Annotated in this window: 10 protein-coding genes; 5 read left to right on the top strand and 5 right to left on the bottom strand. The window is 68.3% G+C overall.

Annotation, left to right across the window (positions count from 1 at the left end; translation table 11 throughout):
* Nucleotides 1–19 precede the first annotated feature (19 nt).
* Nucleotides 20–1,600 (top strand): DUF1598 domain-containing protein, encoded by a 1,581-nt coding sequence (locus tag Mal64_RS00415; RefSeq protein WP_197525285.1) that lies wholly within the window; start codon nt 20–22, stop codon nt 1,598–1,600.
* 34 nt (nt 1,601–1,634) lie between these two features.
* Here Mal64_RS00415 and Mal64_RS00410 read toward each other — a convergent pair whose 3' ends face one another.
* From Mal64_RS00410 to Mal64_RS00390, 5 genes are all read right to left on the bottom strand, one after another.
* A complete protein-coding gene (locus tag Mal64_RS00410; protein ID WP_146395578.1) occupies nt 1,635–5,543 on the bottom strand; it encodes a hypothetical protein in 3,909 nt (1,302 codons plus the stop codon).
* A gap of 167 nt (nt 5,544–5,710) precedes the next feature.
* On the bottom strand, nt 5,711–6,880 hold the full coding sequence (locus Mal64_RS00405) for a hypothetical protein (RefSeq protein WP_146395576.1): 1,170 nt from the start codon (nt 6,878–6,880) through the stop codon (nt 5,711–5,713).
* 32 nt (nt 6,881–6,912) lie between these two features.
* A complete protein-coding gene (locus tag Mal64_RS00400; RefSeq protein WP_231993543.1) occupies nt 6,913–7,818 on the bottom strand; it encodes a WecB/TagA/CpsF family glycosyltransferase in 906 nt (301 codons plus the stop codon).
* Between the two features lie 12 nt (nt 7,819–7,830).
* Complete coding sequence (locus tag Mal64_RS00395) at nt 7,831–9,246, bottom strand: O-antigen ligase family protein (RefSeq protein ID WP_146395574.1); 1,416 nt, start codon at nt 9,244–9,246, stop codon at nt 7,831–7,833.
* A 165-nt stretch (nt 9,247–9,411) separates the two neighbouring features.
* Complete coding sequence (locus Mal64_RS00390; RefSeq protein WP_146395572.1) at nt 9,412–10,953, bottom strand: GumC family protein; 1,542 nt, start codon at nt 10,951–10,953, stop codon at nt 9,412–9,414.
* Between the two features lie 380 nt (nt 10,954–11,333).
* Between Mal64_RS00390 and Mal64_RS00385 the strand changes: the two genes are divergently transcribed.
* From Mal64_RS00385 to Mal64_RS00370, 4 genes are read left to right on the top strand one after another with little or no spacing between them, the layout of a single operon-like run.
* The gene (locus Mal64_RS00385; RefSeq protein WP_146395570.1) at nt 11,334–12,512 is read left to right on the top strand and encodes a GNAT family N-acetyltransferase; all 1,179 of its coding nucleotides are present in this window, start codon (nt 11,334–11,336) and stop codon (nt 12,510–12,512) included.
* Nucleotides 12,509–13,432 (top strand): polysaccharide deacetylase family protein, encoded by a 924-nt coding sequence (locus Mal64_RS00380; RefSeq protein ID WP_197525284.1) that lies wholly within the window; start codon nt 12,509–12,511, stop codon nt 13,430–13,432. Before Mal64_RS00385 ends, Mal64_RS00380 begins: the two co-directional genes overlap by 4 nt.
* Nucleotides 13,395–15,005: a lipopolysaccharide biosynthesis protein gene (locus Mal64_RS00375; RefSeq protein WP_146395566.1), complete on the top strand. Its 1,611-nt coding sequence runs from the start codon at nt 13,395–13,397 to the stop codon at nt 15,003–15,005. Before Mal64_RS00380 ends, Mal64_RS00375 begins: the two co-directional genes overlap by 38 nt.
* Nucleotides 15,006–15,030: 25 nt before the next feature.
* Nucleotides 15,031–16,224: a glycosyltransferase gene (locus Mal64_RS00370; protein WP_197525283.1), complete on the top strand. Its 1,194-nt coding sequence runs from the start codon at nt 15,031–15,033 to the stop codon at nt 16,222–16,224.
* Nucleotides 16,225–16,290 lie beyond the last annotated feature (66 nt).

Here is a 16,290-nt window from a genome sequence, read left to right as displayed (position 1 = left end):
GAGAAGGGCAGAGGCACCGATGACGAAGCACAAGTTTTGGCGCACGGAGTGCGCGCTCACAGCCATCTTGGTGGCGGCGATGATCTGCGCCGCGGGCCCCGCAGCGGGGCAGGGGGGTCGTGGCGGCGGAGGTGGCGGCGGCTTTGGCGGAGGCGGGGGCGGTGGGACTGGCGGGCAGGGCGGACAAGGGGGCCAGGGCGGCGCCGGCGGCGCCGCGTCGGCTGACTTCGACACGCTCATCGACCTCATCCAATCGACCGTCGGTGTGGACTCTTGGGCCGAGAACGGCGGCGGGAACGGTGAGATCCGCCCGCTCACGAACGGCGTCTACGTCGACCCGGGCGAAACGCTTCACCGCGCGAAGACTTCCCCTACCGGACCAGTTGTCGAGCGTCCCCGGCGCCACGGCGCCTCGGCCTGCGACCCGAGCAAAGCCTCGGAGCTGCGCTGCGTGTCGCTGCCGCGGTTGGAGCGTGAGATCGCTCGTCGCCAGGCGAAAGGCTTGGAACTCGACGAGGCGATGCTCACGCTGGCCGGCATCCGTCGCGTGCAATACGTGTTCGTCTACGGCGCCGAGGGCCCCGACAAGCCGGGCGACTTGGTCGTCGCCGGCGCCGCCGGCGACTGGCGGCGCGACGAGGCGGGGCACATCGTCTCGACAGACGACGACCGACCGGTTGTCCGCCTCGACGACCTGATCACGCTGCTGCGTCGTGAACGCAAGGACCCGGGCAGCGCGTTCGGCTGTTCGATCACGCCGCGTCGCCAATCACTCGCCAACGCCCAGCAATACATCAACCGCTCGGCCGGGGTAGAGATCCCCAAGAGTTGGCGACGCCGCTGGCTCAAGGGCCTGCGTGAGACCGTTGGCCGTCAAGACGTCGAGTTCTTCGGCGTCGAGCCCACGAGCCGCGTTGGCTGGGTGCTCTTCGAGGCGGACCACCACATGAAGCTCATCGGCATGGGGCTCGAGAAAGGGGTCGACGGCGTCGAGAGTTACCTCGACGCGCTGCGTCGCGAACGCAACCCGCCGGCCGACATGGCCGTGCTCCGCTGGTGGTTCACACTCGACTACGAAGAGGTGCGCGTCTCGCCCGAGGGCGACGCCTACGAACTCGTTGGCCACGGCGCCCGAGTGCTCAGCGAGAACGAGTTGCTGACCGAGCAGGGCGAGCGTGTCCACACCGGCCGCGCCGATCGGCTGACCGCCGGCTTCGCCCGCAGCTTCACCGAGCACTACGCCGAGCTGTGCGCGGCCTACCCGATCTACACCGAGCTCCGCAACGTGTTCGACTTGGCGATGGTCGCCGCGATCATCCACGACCGCGGCCTCGCCGACCAAGCCGGCTGGAGCCCTTCGCTCCTGATGAGCCGCGACCGGCTGCGGTTGCCGGTCGGGCCCACGCCGCGAGAGGTCGACACCGTCGTCAGCCATCGCGTGGTGAACCGCCGCAACTTTGTCGCCGGCGTGAGCGGCGGGGTCATGGTCAAAACCGGCGCCCACGTTGAAGCCCAGCAACCGAGCAACGAGAAGGCGTGCCCTTGCCCCGGCCGCTGCCCCGCCGACAACACCCATTGGTGGTGGGACGTCGCCCCGTGATTGGCGCTCCCACGGCGGGCGCCGTCTCCCCCCGTTAGCGGACAAAGCCGGGCAGATAACGCCACAGCCGTTCGCCGATGCTCGGCGTCTCGGCTTCCTCGGCTTCGGCGTTTTCCGAGTCGTCGACCGCCGGGTCGCCATCGACCGGCCCCGGGGCCACGGGCGGACGGCTGGCGACGCCGCTGACACCGCCAGCGGGGGGAAAGTGCCGCACAACGAATTGCGGCCAATAGCTGTCGAGCACACGCAGGCAATCGACCAAGCGTCCCTCTTCGAGGGCCGCTTCGGCGGCGTGGAACGCGCGGACCAGCGCCAGCTTTTGAGGCTTGAGGTCTTCGGCGTAAAACTCCAAGGGCAGAATCAACTGGTCCGCCTGCAAATCGTCGATGCAGACGTCGCCCGTGCCGCGCAGCTCGAACCTCAACCGCAGCGGCCCACCATCAAGCGGCAGGTCGTCGACCGCAAAGACAAACGGCCGCCAGACGGCCTCGTCGCTCGGCGCCACCCCTTGGGGCTGGTGGAGTTGGCTGCTCGGACCGGGAGCAAGCTGAGCGGCGCCTAACACCGTCTCGCTGCGGTACCCGCCGCCGGGTCGCTCGAAGCTGACGACCAGCTCGCTGTCGGGAGAAAAGCTCCGCGGCTTTGCCTGGAACACGATCGCCAATTGCCCCGTCGCGGGCGTGGGGAAATGCGGACCGACCACGACCGCCGCGGCGCCTGCGTTCGCCGCCGAAGGCGCCGCCATCAGCCGCAGGCAGCGGTCGCCATCGGTGGCGTCGATATCGCTAACACCGGCGGAGTGATTCTCACGAGAAAGGGCCACAGGCCAAGCCCCCTCGGCCGGGCCGGGCGACTCGAACGAAGGGTCGGGGATCGCGTCGAACGATGAACGCGCCCGCTGGTCGCGGGACTGCAGATCGGCGAGCGCCGCTACGAGTGTTTCACGCCCCCGGGGATCGGGCTTTGCCCGCACGCCAATCGGCTTGACCCCGGCCGTGGTAAAGCGGTAGGTGTGCGTCCCGTAGGCTGGCAGCGTGAGCGACAACGCATGGCGGCCGGCGTCGTAGAACGCGTCGTACAGGGAATCGCCACTGGGCGAGTTTGCCCGGCAGGGACGCGGAGCTTCAATCGTCACTCCGGCCTCGCAAGGCCAAGGCGATTCGTTGATGACGCAGAGTGTAGTCGCTTGCCCATCCTTGCTCGCTAGCGCGACAGCGCTAAGGGGTTGCTGCGTCATCACCGCCCGGGCGTCGGCCGAGCCGGGCGGCGAACTGGCGAGCAGACGACGGAGACGGATCGTTTCGGCGTCCAACAGAGGCTCGATCGCGGCCCCGCCATCGATCAAGCAGCCATCGGCGCCGCCGAGGAGCCGGTCGGCGTAGAACCCGCGTCGGGCGTGCGGAGTCGCCTCGACGCATTCGACGGTCACGTCGCCGCCGGCGCCAAAGCGGGGCAGGTCCGACGCGTTCTTGAGCGTTTGCGTCTGTCGGCGCCCAGCCAGGCACGCGGCGTTGAAGCCGGCGGAGGACTCGTCGCTCGCCAACCACGCCGAGGCGATCGCCCGCTCCGCCGCGGCCTCGTGTGAGGCGATCAGCGCTGGGCTTGCAACCATCGCACGTTCGGCGAGCCGTTCCCCCTGGATTCCATACGCCTCAAGCGCACCGCCCGGACTAGCGGCCTGCCCCAATCGCGGCCTGAGCGCGGCGCGCAACCTCGGCCGGTCGAGCAGTCCGTCGCCCACAAGGATCAAGCTGGCTTGTTCGTTTTGTTCCGCGAGACGATCCGCCATCGCGGCGTAGAGCCGATCGATTTGTTTGACGCGCCATGCGAGCCACGGCTGACGCTGCGAACGGAAGATCAGCTCGGCATGGGAGGCCTGTGTGCGGGGCGCGCCTTCGGGCCAAGCCAAGCCGTGCTCCGCCAGGAAGCGATCGACCGACTCCCGCCCCAAGCCACACGCCTCGCTCGCCAGAACAGCGTGCCCCCGGTCGCCCAGACGTACCGCCACGCCGGTGAGCGGCGTGCGGCCGGCAAAGCGGCTCGCTACTTCCTCAACGGCGGCCAGCATCTCTTTGGCGACGGCGTCGCTCGTCGCGTCGTAAACATTAGCGCCCGTGACGGGGTCCGTGACCGTCGCCACGCGGTCGTCGCCGCCCGCTTCGCGTCGCATTCGCTCGAGGCGAGGCAGCACCCCGTCGAAGGCGATTTCGGGTACAAGCCGTAGCCCACGCCGGTCGAAAGCGTTCAGCAGCAGATCGAGCGGCTCGACCCGGCGTGCGTCGTCGACGCCCGACTCCCATGCGCGGCGGTCGTAACGTGGGGCGGCGCCGAATACGCGGCTCTTGTAAAGCGATCCGCCGTCGCCGGCCACGGCGACCACGGCGCCATTCGCGCCCGCAAGCTGCACACGGTCGGCGAGCCGCTCCGCCGCCTCGAACCAAGTTTGCGTGTCTTCGACCAGATACCCGCCATCGGCGGCCATTGCGAGCGAGGCGCCAAGCAGGCGGGGAAGATCGGCGTCGGCCGCGTGCAAGGCGATGAGCCTGTCGCTCGCGGGCGTCTCGTCCAACGCCTCGCCGGGAACGCCTTCTAGCAACCGCACCGAGCTGTAGCGGGCGTCGCCCTCGGCCCCGTTGCTGACAACCAGCAAAGGCGAGCTCGTCCGTGGCCAGAACAAGTATCGGGCGGTCTCGATTCCTGGCCGGACCGACCAGCGGTCGATTTCGATCGTGGCGCCGGCGGTGAGCGATGAGACACGGCCGCCCGCGTCGAGATCGGCGACCGAGATCGTGAGCCGTTGGCGGCGATCGGTTGGATAGTCCACCTCGACGACGTGGGGCGTGTTGGGGCGGGCAACCGGCAGCGGGTACGCCTGCCAATGGGCCTGGCCTCGCTTGTCGGTCGGCGGTAGCAGCGCGAAACGCTCGCCCTCACCTCCCGCGGCAAAGGCGGCCGGGCCGCTGCCGATCGGCTGGTCGGAGAACCACGGCAGGCGTCGCCAGCCTACCCAGTCGGGCAGCCTGTCACGCCAGCGGGGCGAGCCGGGATGGAACGCGTAAACCTGACGCCAGTCGCTCGGCGGCGCCGGTCGACGCGCGCGATCAAAAACAACCAATTGGATCACGCGCGCGGCGAGCACACGCGACGCGGCGTTTGGTCGGAACCGATCGGTAAAGCCGGCCGGGCGGGTCGCCCGCAGCTCCAAGCGGTAGACCCCCTCTTCGCTAGGGAGCGGCACGCTCAGCTCGAGCCGTGGCGGGCCGCCATCGGTGGGGGTTTCGAGCCGGCTGGCGGGTTGTGTCCAGACCGAAGGCCCCGCTCGACCGCGACCAAGCGAGGCCTCAACGTCGGTCGCCCCACCGGGCGCCAAGCCGTCGATTGCTGCGATTAACTCGAAACGGAAATCCTCGCCCGGGTTGAACACCAGGCTCTCTCGATCGGTCTTAATGCGCAACTTATCGTCGGCGGCGCGATGGATGAGCGCCCGGTTGCCCAAGTCGTCGAGTTGCTCGAACAACGAGCCGCTACGAAGTCGGCCTACAGTCGATTCGACTACGCGCGTCTTGCCGCCGGGAGGGGTGAGCTCGAGCACGAGTCGCGTGTCGGGCGGACCAGCGACCGTGATGTCGAGCGCATCGCGGCCGCGCGGCGATGGAGACTCGATGCGGACCTCGCCCCCTTCGAGCCAAACCGCCCCGGGTGAGTCGCGTTCGGCGCCGAGCGGCTGCAATCGCGTGAGTTCGCCGCTGGGTGTGTAGAGCCGGCCACGCCATTCCGTCGGCTCACCGCCGCCCCACGCCACGCGCAGCCGCGTGGTCATCGGATCGGCGGCTTCGGCCGCGGATTGGGCCCTCGCCAACGGCGCAACGCCCCACACAACGATCACCCATAAGGCGATCTGTGTAATCCGTTTCCAGTGGCTGTGCTGGGGGGCGGGCGCCATCAAACGCATCGGACCTCGTGTCCGAAGCGCCCCATCAATGGGGCGTGTTGTAGGGGGAGACCGGCTTCTTGCCGGCTTGGTGGCCAGCGCGGCCGACTCTCCCCCTAGGGGAACGCCGAGCCGCGTTAAGTCTTGACCCACAAGCTACTTGTTTCACGCCAGCAAGGCTACGCCGGTTCCACAGGAGAAGCTTTCCGTGGTCCCACTGCGGCCCCCGATGCGAGCGACTCAACGAAGTCCTCGACGACCTCGCCGCGGAGGCTAGCGATGTCGTTCGCTTCCCAGCGGTCGTCCGGTTTTACGTACAGCTCGCAAACCTCCTCGCCCGCCTGGCCAACCTCACCGCCGGGATGACGGAAGTACCATTCGTCGGTGCGGATCGCCACGGCGCCCGAGGGCGATGAGAGTCGAGCGACCCCCCCCGCCGTGGCGTCCACTCCGCTCGCTAGCAACGAGGCGCCCAAATCGGACAATGTGCTTGGTTTGTCGTCCCTGAGCAGCCCGCGAGCATTAGCCCCCGAGCGGCGCAGCAACACCGGCACGTGCTGCTGCTCGCCGAAGAGCCGCTCGTCGACCCCTCCGATAATGCCGTGCTCGCCTAGCGGGAAGCCGCGCAAGCCGACGATCGCCACGGTGGCATCACTCCCTGCTAGCAGCCGATCGACCACCTCCAAAAAACCCTCGATGCATGCGTCGAGCGCCATTACCTGGGCTGCGTAGCGGCAAGAGGCGGCGAAACGGGCGTCGGCAGCGGCGTCGGCGTCCTCCCCATCAGCTTGCTGGTCGGGGCGGTCGACAGAGACTTCGACCGGCGGGTCTTCTTCGTCGACCAGCGATTCGACCAATTCCGCCGGGGCGTCCCAAGCACCGTAGAGACCCGCCGTGTGAGCGATCAACATCAATGGCGTGTCGCTAGGAGTTTTGGGGGCGGCGTGTTCGAGCCGCTCGGCGCAAGCCCGCCAGAACTCGGCCTGCCAGCATCCGGCGATCGAGTCGGCGGGACGGCTGGGCGACGCGGGCTCGATCCACTCGACCGAGCCAAAGCCGCATTGGTCGGCGATCGTAGCGGCCGGCCTGTCGTCGGTCACATACATCGACTTGAGGCCCATACGGTGGGCAACGGCGGCGAGGCTCTCCCCCTTGGCTCCTCCCCAAAGGGCGCCGAGCAGCGTCTCGTGATCTGGCGTGTCGGCGTAACACCACTCACAAAGTTCCGACTGCGCCGCCAAGCGGTCGAGCGCGGGTGTGCCGAACGTGGTGTTGCCGTAGGCGCCCAACGCCGAGGCGCGGAGTCCGTCGACGAGCAATACGATCAGGTTCGCGGGAGTTGGGGGCATCCCGCCAGTGTACTAGCGCACGCCGTTGGCGTTCAGCCCGCACCCACATCAACTCGCCGTTGCCGCCGAGAAGAGCGGAGTTCGTCCCACACGATCCGTGGGAAAACCCAAGCGTCGCGGGCGTAGCGGCGGGCGAGGCGGCGCGGCTCGGTCGCGAGCCGGTGGAGCCATTCAAGCCCCGTGCGACGCATCCAGACCGGCGCACGAGATTTCTCGCCGGCAAGAAAATCGATCGTGGCGCCGACGCACAGCGCCGCCTTGGCTTCGAGTCGCTCGGCGAAGCGGTGAACCCAGAGTTCCTGCTTGGGGGCGCCGAGGCCAACCACCAGCAGGTCGACGTCCGCCGCGGTGATGGCGGCGAGGATCCGTTCGTTCTCTTCGTCGTCATGCTCAAAACCGAGCGGCGGGCAGTGCGTGCCGACCACACTCACGCCGGGCCAACGGGCGTGGATCTCGTTCGCCGCACGCTCGGCCACCCCGGGACCGGCGCCGAGCAGAAACACCCTCAAAGGTTCGCTCTTGCCCTGCTCGATGCTCGCTAAGGTCAGCAGCCGCGGGACCAGATCGCTCCCCGCGACGCGCTCGGGCAAGCGACTCCCCAGCAGCCGGGCGACCGCTACTAGCGGCGCCCCGTCGGCGGTCACCATCGCGGCGCCGTCGTACGCGGCGCGCAAGTCGGCCCGCTCGCGGTGCAGCACCACCTGATCAACATTGGGAGTGACCACATAGCGACAGCTCCCAGCCCGCTCGCCGCGAGACCAGTCGAGAACGCGCTGCGCCGCGCCGTCGAGATCCGTGCGGGCGATCCGCATGCCAAACAGTTCCACGATCGGCAGGGGCGTCTCGTGCTGCGGCGTCTCTTGGCGGTCGCCTCGCTGCGGCGCCGGGATCACCGCCGCTAGTTCGGGCGCCGCCACGCAAGATTCGCTATTCGTCATATCGATCATCCATCAAATCGCCGCCCCCGTGGGGCGGGCGGTTGCGGTTGCTTGAGGTAAAGCCGATCGGGCCGAGGCTGACGCCGTCCGCAGGGCAAGCCGTCGCTCGGCGCCGACTCCCAGCCCCGTGATGACAAACACCAGCCATTGGTCGCTGTGCACGAGCGACAAGTCATGAAACAAAGCCGACGGGGCGTAGATCGCCACCGTGGCTACAAGCAAATAACCCAACGTCCGCTCGGCGTCGCTCGCCAATGGCGAGTGAACCAGCCGCCACGCCGCCACAAGGGCCCCGGCCAACACGGACAAGTACAGCGCCAAGCCGAGCATGCCGGTCTCGGTCAGCAGGCTGAGGAAAGTATTGTGGTGGTGCAATTCGCGGAGCGATTCGAGCTCGAATGATTGCCGGCGATCGGAGAGGTACGGGAGTTTCTTGTCATAGAACCGACCGAAGCCCACACCCACGAGCGGATAATCACGGACCATCTGCGCCGAAACATAGGCGAACGCCTCGCGTTGCTGCACGGAGTGGGCCGAGACGCCGCCGGAGTCCTCGCGTTCGAGGTTAACGATCGCGCTCCACCCCACCGTCAGCACCAGCCCCATCAGCACCGCCGAGCCGAGTGTCGCCGTGAGTCGCCAGGCCCGCGGGATCTGCAGCAGAACGACAAGGCCACCGCCGGCAGCTAGACCAATCCACGTCGATCGGGTCGCCGTGAGGAACACGCCCGAAGCCATCAGCCCCACCGCCGCGAGCAGGCAGGCTTGCGCCCAACGCGGTGACCTTGGAATCATCAGCCAAGCGGCGCCGGCGCACACACTGAGGTACACGCCCAGGCTCACCGAGTTGAGCCCCGGGCCGCGTGCGCGACCGTAGTGAAGCCCGAGCTCGGGGTCGGCGATGTAACGAGGGAAGACGAGCGACCACACGCCGGCCGTCTCGAGCAATGCGGTCACGCCTAGGTATACGCCCAGAGCGACCAAGGCGCCCAGCAACCAGCGTACGCCCGACGCGTCGAGCCGCTCGCCGCGCACCGCGAGGTAGAGAGTCGCCGGTATCCAGAAGCTGGCCAGCAAACGGAACCAAGGGGAGGTTGGCAGACGCACCCCCTCGCCCGGTTGGCTGACGTAGCAGCTCACCGTGAGCCACACGAGCAACAAGCCCAAGGCCCAATCGACCACGCCCCACGGCGTGGGTGTTGTTTGCCGGCGCCACTGCTTCACCGCAAACGCGGCGACCACGGCCGCTAACAGCAAACGGTCGAGCGTGAGCGGCAACGGCCCCAGGTGGGCGTTCCAGAACGAGTGGCCTAGCACGTAGCCGACCACCAGCGTGCCGAAGACCAGCACGACAACCGGAGTCCGTCGTACGACCAACGCCCCCCACACGATGGCGGCGAGAGCCAAGATGGCGAGGATTGCCGGCATGCCAATGGGAATCGCAGGTAGGGACCGGGAGCGACCAAGACGCCGCGGCGTTGGTTCTACGCAAACCTACGTGCCGCCAGACAAGCGGCCACGCCAGCCCAGCGACGAGGCCGGGAATCGACGCCCCCTCCGAGCGGTTGCTCCGGTCGTGCCGGTCAAACCGAATCAGATCGAAACGGTCCGCAAACCGGTGCTGGCTTCGCTGTACTGAACCGAGTCGTCGTACGGCGTGGGCTCGGGCGTCGCAGCGATCCAATCCTCACCGAAACGGCCGCTGTGCGGCGCCGTGGCGGCGGCCTCAGCGGGCGTCGAGTTCGGCCGCGGGCTCTCGTGGTGCTGGCCGCTTGGGCTCACGGGCGAGGTCGTTGCCGGGACGCTGATTCCAAAGAACACCACGCCAACGCCCAGGATCAAACCGGCCAAACCGCCCGAGGCGGCGACCGTGGTGCGGCCGGGTCCGACCGGCCTGGCGCCCCGTTCCACTCCGTCGATGCGAGCGAGCACACTCCCTGAGCCGGCGCCCGCCCGCAGGGCGTTCGCGTCGGCCAGCTGACGGCGGCCGGTTTCGACCACTTGCTTGCGGCTCTCCACGCTCGCGACTAGCTGCGAGTACTCCGACCGCTTGGCGGCCAGGCCGGCGGCTCGGCGGTCGAGGCTCGCGCGGCGTTCGATGAGCGAGAGTTCACGCTCCGCGGCGATGGCCGCCTCGATCTCGACGCCCGCGATCGCCTCGGGCAGCTCCTGGCGTAGCTGCTCCTCGACCTGACGTTGAGCGTTGCGAGCGGCGACCACAAACGGGTGCGTGGCGGTCCGCTTTCCTTGCAGGTTCGCGAAGTTGAGCTGCGCCTGGGCGACCCCGGTCTTGAGTTGCACGAGGGCCGGCTGGCCGGCGAGCAGCGTGTCGGGAAGTGAAGTGATGGCGCCGGGGTTCTGGGAAATCGCTCCCAAGAGCTGGACGAGCTTCTCGAAACGGCGACGCTCGGCCGCGGCCCGCATGATCTCGGCGTCGATCGCCAAGGCTTGCTGGCCGATGTCGCTCTGCCCGCCGCCGGGCGACTCGATCTGACGCAGGGCCGCGAGGTCGGCGCCGACAGATCGCTCGAAGTCGGTGAGGCGGGCGACTTCGGTGTCGAGCGTCGCTTGGGCCGAGCCGACGCTCCGTTCCAGCTCGGCTACCAGGCTGCTCGCCTGCACGTCTCGCAGCTGCTGGAGGCGGGTTTCGAGTTGGTCGGTCAAGGCCTCGACGAGCCGCACAGCGCGGTCGGCGTCGGTGTCGAGCAGGCCGATGTAAAAGACCTCGGTCTTGCCGAACTCGGCGCCCCCCGGGGGCGTGATGCGCAGGTTGTCACGGAAATCGACCACGTCGCGCGGCGAGGGCCAATCCGGCTTCGCGTGGCACGTGGCGGGGCCGACTTGGCGGAGCACCGCCTCGATCACGCTCTGGCTGCGAGCCACTTCGAGGAGCGTCTCTTGAACGGTCTTCATCTCCGACAGGTCGGTGAACTTGCCGAGCCGCTGCTCGACAAACCCGGCCGCCTCGCTGCGGATGATCAGCCCCTGCTCGGCCTTCCAATCGCGCGGCGTGACCACACTCATCAACGCGGCGACGACAAAACCAGCGATCGCGGGGCCCACTACCCAAGCGCGGCGGGCGCGGAGGGTCTCGTAGACGGCTTGCGGCGTCAGGCTAACGGGGTCGGTCGGCATCGGAGGTTTCTCCCGGTCAGGAGGGAATTGGCTGGGAGCGAGCACGCCAGCGGCCGCTCGCTGACGCCACCCAAAGCAATCGCCATGCCCAGCCCCCCGCTGCAAACTCGGCGTGCGACGCCAACCCCCTTAAACGACCGACCCCCGAGGTCTGTTGGCGGATTTCCGGCGCCCCTCATCAGAGGTCACGTGGATAACCGCTGGGACGTTGCGAAACCGCCACACGTGGCTTTGTCGCAACACAGAATCGCTTAGAGATTTCAGTTGAATTGCCCCATCCGCGGGCAAGATTTGAGCGTGGAACTGTGGGCTCGCTTTCCCGAACGGGGGCGAGCTGCAACTCCCCCTCCCCGAAGCCGCGACCGAGGAACATCAACACCGTGCAAGTCCGCCTGCTAACCATCGCCGATGAACTCGACGCGCTCGCCCCCGAGTGGAACCAGCTGACGTGCGGCGCGCCGTTTCGGCGTCACGAGTGGCTCGCCGGCTGGGCGCGTGTCTACCTGTCAGGCGAAGCCCGACAAACGCCGTGGGTGCTAGCCGCTTACGAAACAACCGCCCATGGCGAGCAGCTCCTTGGAGTCGCACCCTGGCGACTGGAAACCTCGGTCGCACGCGGCCGCGTGATCCGCCCGCTAGGCGACGGCGAAATCTGCACCGATCACCTCTCGTTGCTCTGCGACGACGCCAACGCGTCGCGCGTCGCCAACGGCTTTGCCGAATACTTGACGCTCAACCAGCGTGGGTGGGACCGCCTCGAGCTGACCGACGCCGACGCCGACGACGTGGCGATCGCCGCCTTGTTAGACGCCCTCGGGGCTCGGGGCTGTGAATCGACGAGCCGCACGGCTGGCTCCTGCTGGGCGCTCGAACTGCCCGAATCGTGGGACGATTTCCTGGCGATGCAATCCAAGAGCCACCGCAAGCAGCTCCGCAAAGCGGAACGCCGAGCCGACGCCGAGCTCAGCCCCGTTTGGCGGCGTGTAGAGAACGAAGCCGATCTCGACAGCGCTTGGCCGATCTTCGTCGACTTGCACCAACGCCGCCGGCTGAGCCTTGGAGAGCCGGGTTGCTTTGCGTCGGAGCGTTTCGCGTGCTTTCACGAGCGCGTCGCCCGCGACCTGCTTCGCGCCGGCCGCCTGCGGCTCGGCTGGCTAGAGCTGGCCGGCGAGCCGGCCGCCGTGGAGTACCAGTATCTGGGAGACGAGATTGATGGCTCTGCCGGCGCCGTTTACGCCTACCAGGGTGGTGTCGATCCCGATCGCCTCGACGACGAACCCGGCCGCTTGGCGATGATCTACACGATCCGCTCGGCCATCGAAGAGGGCCGGCCGCGAATGGATTTCCTGCGGGGCGACGAGGCTTACAAGCCGCACTGGCGCGCCGAGCCGCACGCGACGGTCTCGCACCGCGTCGTTCCGCCTCGCCGTTCAGCCCGCCTGCGCGCCGGCGCGACGGGCGTCGCCGAGGGGCTGCGTGGGGTGCTCAAGAATGGCCTGGGGGCCTGGAACGGAACTCCCGCCCCTGCGGCCCCGCCGACGGAGGACGCGACCTCGTGAGCCCCTGGCGACAACTCGCACTGCGCGCCTACGGCGCCGCCACTTGGCCGCAACGGCGCGCGCTCGCGCGCACTTTCGGCGCCGAGAGGCGGTGGCCGGTTTCCGTGCTGTTCTACCACCGCGTGGCCGACGACCGGCCCAACGACTGGACGATCGGCCGCCGGGCGTTCCGCCGTCAGATCAACTGGCTCAGCAAGCGTTTCGATCTGGTGAGTCTGGCCGAAGCGCAGCGGCGCCTGGCCGCCGGCGACTGCCCCCGGCCGACCGCCTGCATCACGTTCGACGACGGCTACGCCGACAACTGCGACTACGCGATCCCGCTTTTGCTGCGCAACCGTGTGCCGTTCACCTACTTCGTCTCCACAGAGAACATGATCCACGGGCTCCCGTTCTCGCACGACGAGGCCCGCGGCGAGCCGCTGAGACCGAACACGATCGAAGAGTTGCGGGCGATGGCGTCGGCTGGCGTCGAGATCGGCGCCCACACACGCAGCCACGCCCACCTCGGCCGGTCGCGTGACCACGACTGGCTTGTCGAAGAGATCGCCGGGTCGAAGTGCGATCTCGAGACACGGCTCGAGAGCGAGGTGCGTTACTTCGCGTTCCCGTACGGCACGCCCGACACCTTGACGAGCGCGGCGCTCTCAGTGGCCCGCGAGGCGGGATTCCACGGCGCGTGTGCGGCGTACGGCGGGTACAACTTGCCAGGAGAGTGCGACGACGCCTTCCTGATCCAACGCATCCACGCCGATCCCGAATGGGCCCGTTTCTGGAATTGGATGACGATCGATCCGCGCAAGCTGTCGATCGCCGCCCCCGAGACGCCTCCCGCTGCGAACGACTCGCCGAGCGAGCTGAGCGTGCCGCCGATCCACGGCCCCGATGTGGCGTCGATGGTCGAAGGGGGACGGAGCGATTAAAGCCCTCGACAATAAACCGTCTGCCGCCGCCCAGCCCGCCGCTCGCCGCAGCCCCCATTCCGAGACGCTCCTTTCGAGCCTTGCGGTGGTGCTGATGGTGACCGTGGTGCAGCGCACCGTCGGTTTTGGCCGGGGCGTGCTGTTCTGTCGCTGGCTCGACCCTGAGGAGCTCGGCCATTGGGAGATGGCCTACGGCTTCCTCCTGCTGGCGGCGCCGGTGGCGGTGCTCGGCTTGCCCGGCTCGTTCGGGCGTTACCTGGACCGATACCGCCAACGCGGCCAACTGCGGCTGTTCCTCTGGAGGACCGGCCTGTGGACCACGCTGCTGGCCACATCAGCCATCGGCGTGCTCGTGTGGCGTCGTGATCTTGTGGCGCGGGTGGTGTTTGGCGATAGCTCGCAAACCGGTCTCGCGCTGGCGGCGATCGCCTGCCTGGCGGTGGTCATCTTGCACCATTTCCTCGAAGCCGTTTTCTCGGGGCTGCGATTGTTCCGCGTGGTCTCCGCGCAGCAGTTCGCCCACAGCATGACTTTCGCTGCCTTGGCGCTCACCTTGCTATCGTTCTGGAGCCCGTCGGCCGTGGGTGTGGTGGCTGGCTATGCCGGCGGTTGCTTGGTGGCGTCGGTCGGCGTGCTGGCTTGGTCGGCGTGGCGATTCCGCGACGGCGACGACGTGGCCCAAGCGATCGCCGCCGAGCGACCCTCGCAACGCGACTTCTGGTCGCCGCTGATGCGGTTCGCCATTTGGATTTGGGTCAGTAACCTGCTCACCAACCTGTTCGCGATCGTGGACCGCTACATGATCCTGCATTGCGGCAGGTTCACCCCGACCGAGGCGCTCGAGCAGGTGGGGCACTACCACACGAGCATGATCGTGCCGGCGCTGCTGATCTCGATCGCCAACCTGCTGGTCGGCACGCTCACGCCGCACTTCAGCCACGACTGGGAGTCGGGACGACGGCGGGCGGTAGGCGTGCAACTCAGCACCACGATCAGACTGGCGTCTGCCGCGATGATCGCCGCCGGCTGCGGCGTGCTGCTGGTTTGCCCGACGCTGTTCCGCCTGGCTTTCGAGGGCAAGTACGACACGGGCCTCGCCGTTCTGCCTTGGACCGTCACGGCGTGCGTGTGGTTCGCGTTGCTCCTGGTTGCCCAAACGTACCTGTGGTGCGCCGAGAAGTCGCGGCGGGCGGCGTTGCCGCTGGCGATCGGTCTGACGACGAACGTGGCTCTCAACCTCGCCTTGCTGCCCGCCTGGGGACTCAAGGGCGCCGTGGCCGCCACGGCCATCTCGACCCTGATCGCGCTGCTCGCCCAGCTCGAAGTGAACCGCCGCTGCGGCATGCCCCTGGGCCGCACGACGCTGCTGATGGTGCTCGCCCCCGCGCTGCTGGTGCTCGGGGCCGACGGCGCCATCGCCGCCGGCTCGATTGTTCTCTCGGTCGCCGCGCTGCGCGGCGTCCTGCTCTCACCGCGTCAAACCAAACGTCTCACAACCGCCATCCAAAACCGGCTGGGCCGCTTGTGGCCCACCGCGTCCCTCACGCACTCCCATGCCCGCACAACCCACTAATCCATTGAACGCCGCCGCTTCCACCATGCCCGAGCCGCCTGCGGCGCCGCTGCCGGTGCTGTTCGTCCAGACCAGCATGCCGGTCGGTGGCGCCGAGACGCTCTTGGTGAACCTGGTCCGCGGGATGGACCGCCAACGGTTTGCCCCGGAGGTGGTGTGCCTCAAGGAGCCCGGCCCGCTGGGCGAGGAGCTCGCGGCTGGCGGCTACACCGTGCACAGCCATTTGCTCCGCAGCAAATGGGACCTGCGGGTGCTGCCGCGACTCGTGCGGCTGCTGCGCGAGCGGCGCATCGGAGCGGTCGTCACGGTGGGCGCCGGCGACAAGATGTTTTGGGGGCGGCTTGCCGCCAAGATCGCCGGCACGCCGGTCGTCGCCTCGGCGCTGCACAGCACGGGCTGGCCCGACGGCGTCGGTCGCCTCAACCGTCTGCTCACGCCGATCACCGACGCCTTTATCGCCGTCGCCGAACCGCATGGGCGACACATGGTCGAGAAAGAACGTTTCCCGCAGCGCAAGGTGCGGGTGATCCCCAACGGCGTCGACACCGGTCGGTTCGCTCCGCTGGAAGGCTCGATGGCGATCCGGCAGGAGATCGGCGTCGCGCCCACCGCGCCGCTGGTTGGCATCCTCGCCGCGTTGCGGCCGGAGAAGAACCACGAGCTGTACCTCGACGCGGCCCGCCGTGTGCTCGCCGAGATCCCCGAGGCGGTGTTCCTGGTAATCGGCGACGGCCCGCGGCGCGAGGCGCTCGAGCGCTACGCCCGCGAGATCGGCGTCGAGCACGCGGTGCGCTTTCTGGGCAATCGCTCCGATGTGCCGGAAGTGCTCGCCGCTCTGGAGGTCGTCGCCTTGACCTCGCACAACGAGGCGAACCCGGTGTCGATTCTCGAGGCGATGAGCACCGGCAAGCCCGTGGTGGCGACCGACGTTGGTTCGGTTCACCGCTCGGTGATCGACGGCCAAACAGGCTGGCTCGTTGCGCCGGGAGACGAGTGCGGGCTCGCCAAGCGGCTTGTCGAATTGCTGCTCGACCCGGTCCTGGCCCGCCAGATGGGCGCCGCGGGGCGGCGTCATGTCGCTTCGCGGGCGTCGCTGGGCGTGATGGTGCGAGGCTACGAGCGGCTGCTGGGCGAGCTCTACGAATCGAAGACAGGCCGCAAACTGCCTCAAAAAGCCTCCGCGACGGCCACTCGTGCCGAGCCGGCGCCGCAGGCATAATAGTGAGGTTCGACCGAAGCGGCTCACGAGCGGCTACGCTCGCCCTCCACCGACGCCGTCCGCTCG

Source organism: Pseudobythopirellula maris, from assembly GCF_007859945.1.
GTDB lineage: Bacteria > Planctomycetota > Planctomycetia > Pirellulales > Lacipirellulaceae > Pseudobythopirellula > Pseudobythopirellula maris.
The sequence above is the reverse complement of the archived record's forward strand: the minus strand, read 5'-3'. Positions and strand labels throughout refer to the sequence as shown.

Bases quoted from the DNA above. Each gene is read 5' to 3' on its own strand.
- Mal64_RS00370 (WP_197525283.1), top strand. From the start codon at position 15,031: ATGCCCGAGCCGCCTGCGGCGCCGCTGCCGGTGCTGTTCGTCCAGACC.
- Mal64_RS00400 (WP_231993543.1), bottom strand. From the start codon at position 7,818: ATGACGAATAGCGAATCTTGCGTGGCGGCGCCCGAACTAGCGGCGGTG.
- Mal64_RS00390 (WP_146395572.1), bottom strand. From the start codon at position 10,953: ATGCCGACCGACCCCGTTAGCCTGACGCCGCAAGCCGTCTACGAGACC.
- Mal64_RS00395 (WP_146395574.1), bottom strand. From the start codon at position 9,246: ATGCCGGCAATCCTCGCCATCTTGGCTCTCGCCGCCATCGTGTGGGGG.
- Mal64_RS00415 (WP_197525285.1), top strand. From the start codon at position 20: ATGACGAAGCACAAGTTTTGGCGCACGGAGTGCGCGCTCACAGCCATC.
- Mal64_RS00375 (WP_146395566.1), top strand. From the start codon at position 13,395: ATGTGGCGTCGATGGTCGAAGGGGGACGGAGCGATTAAAGCCCTCGAC.
- Mal64_RS00410 (WP_146395578.1), bottom strand. From the start codon at position 5,543: ATGGCGCCCGCCCCCCAGCACAGCCACTGGAAACGGATTACACAGATC.
- Mal64_RS00405 (WP_146395576.1), bottom strand. From the start codon at position 6,880: ATGCCCCCAACTCCCGCGAACCTGATCGTATTGCTCGTCGACGGACTC.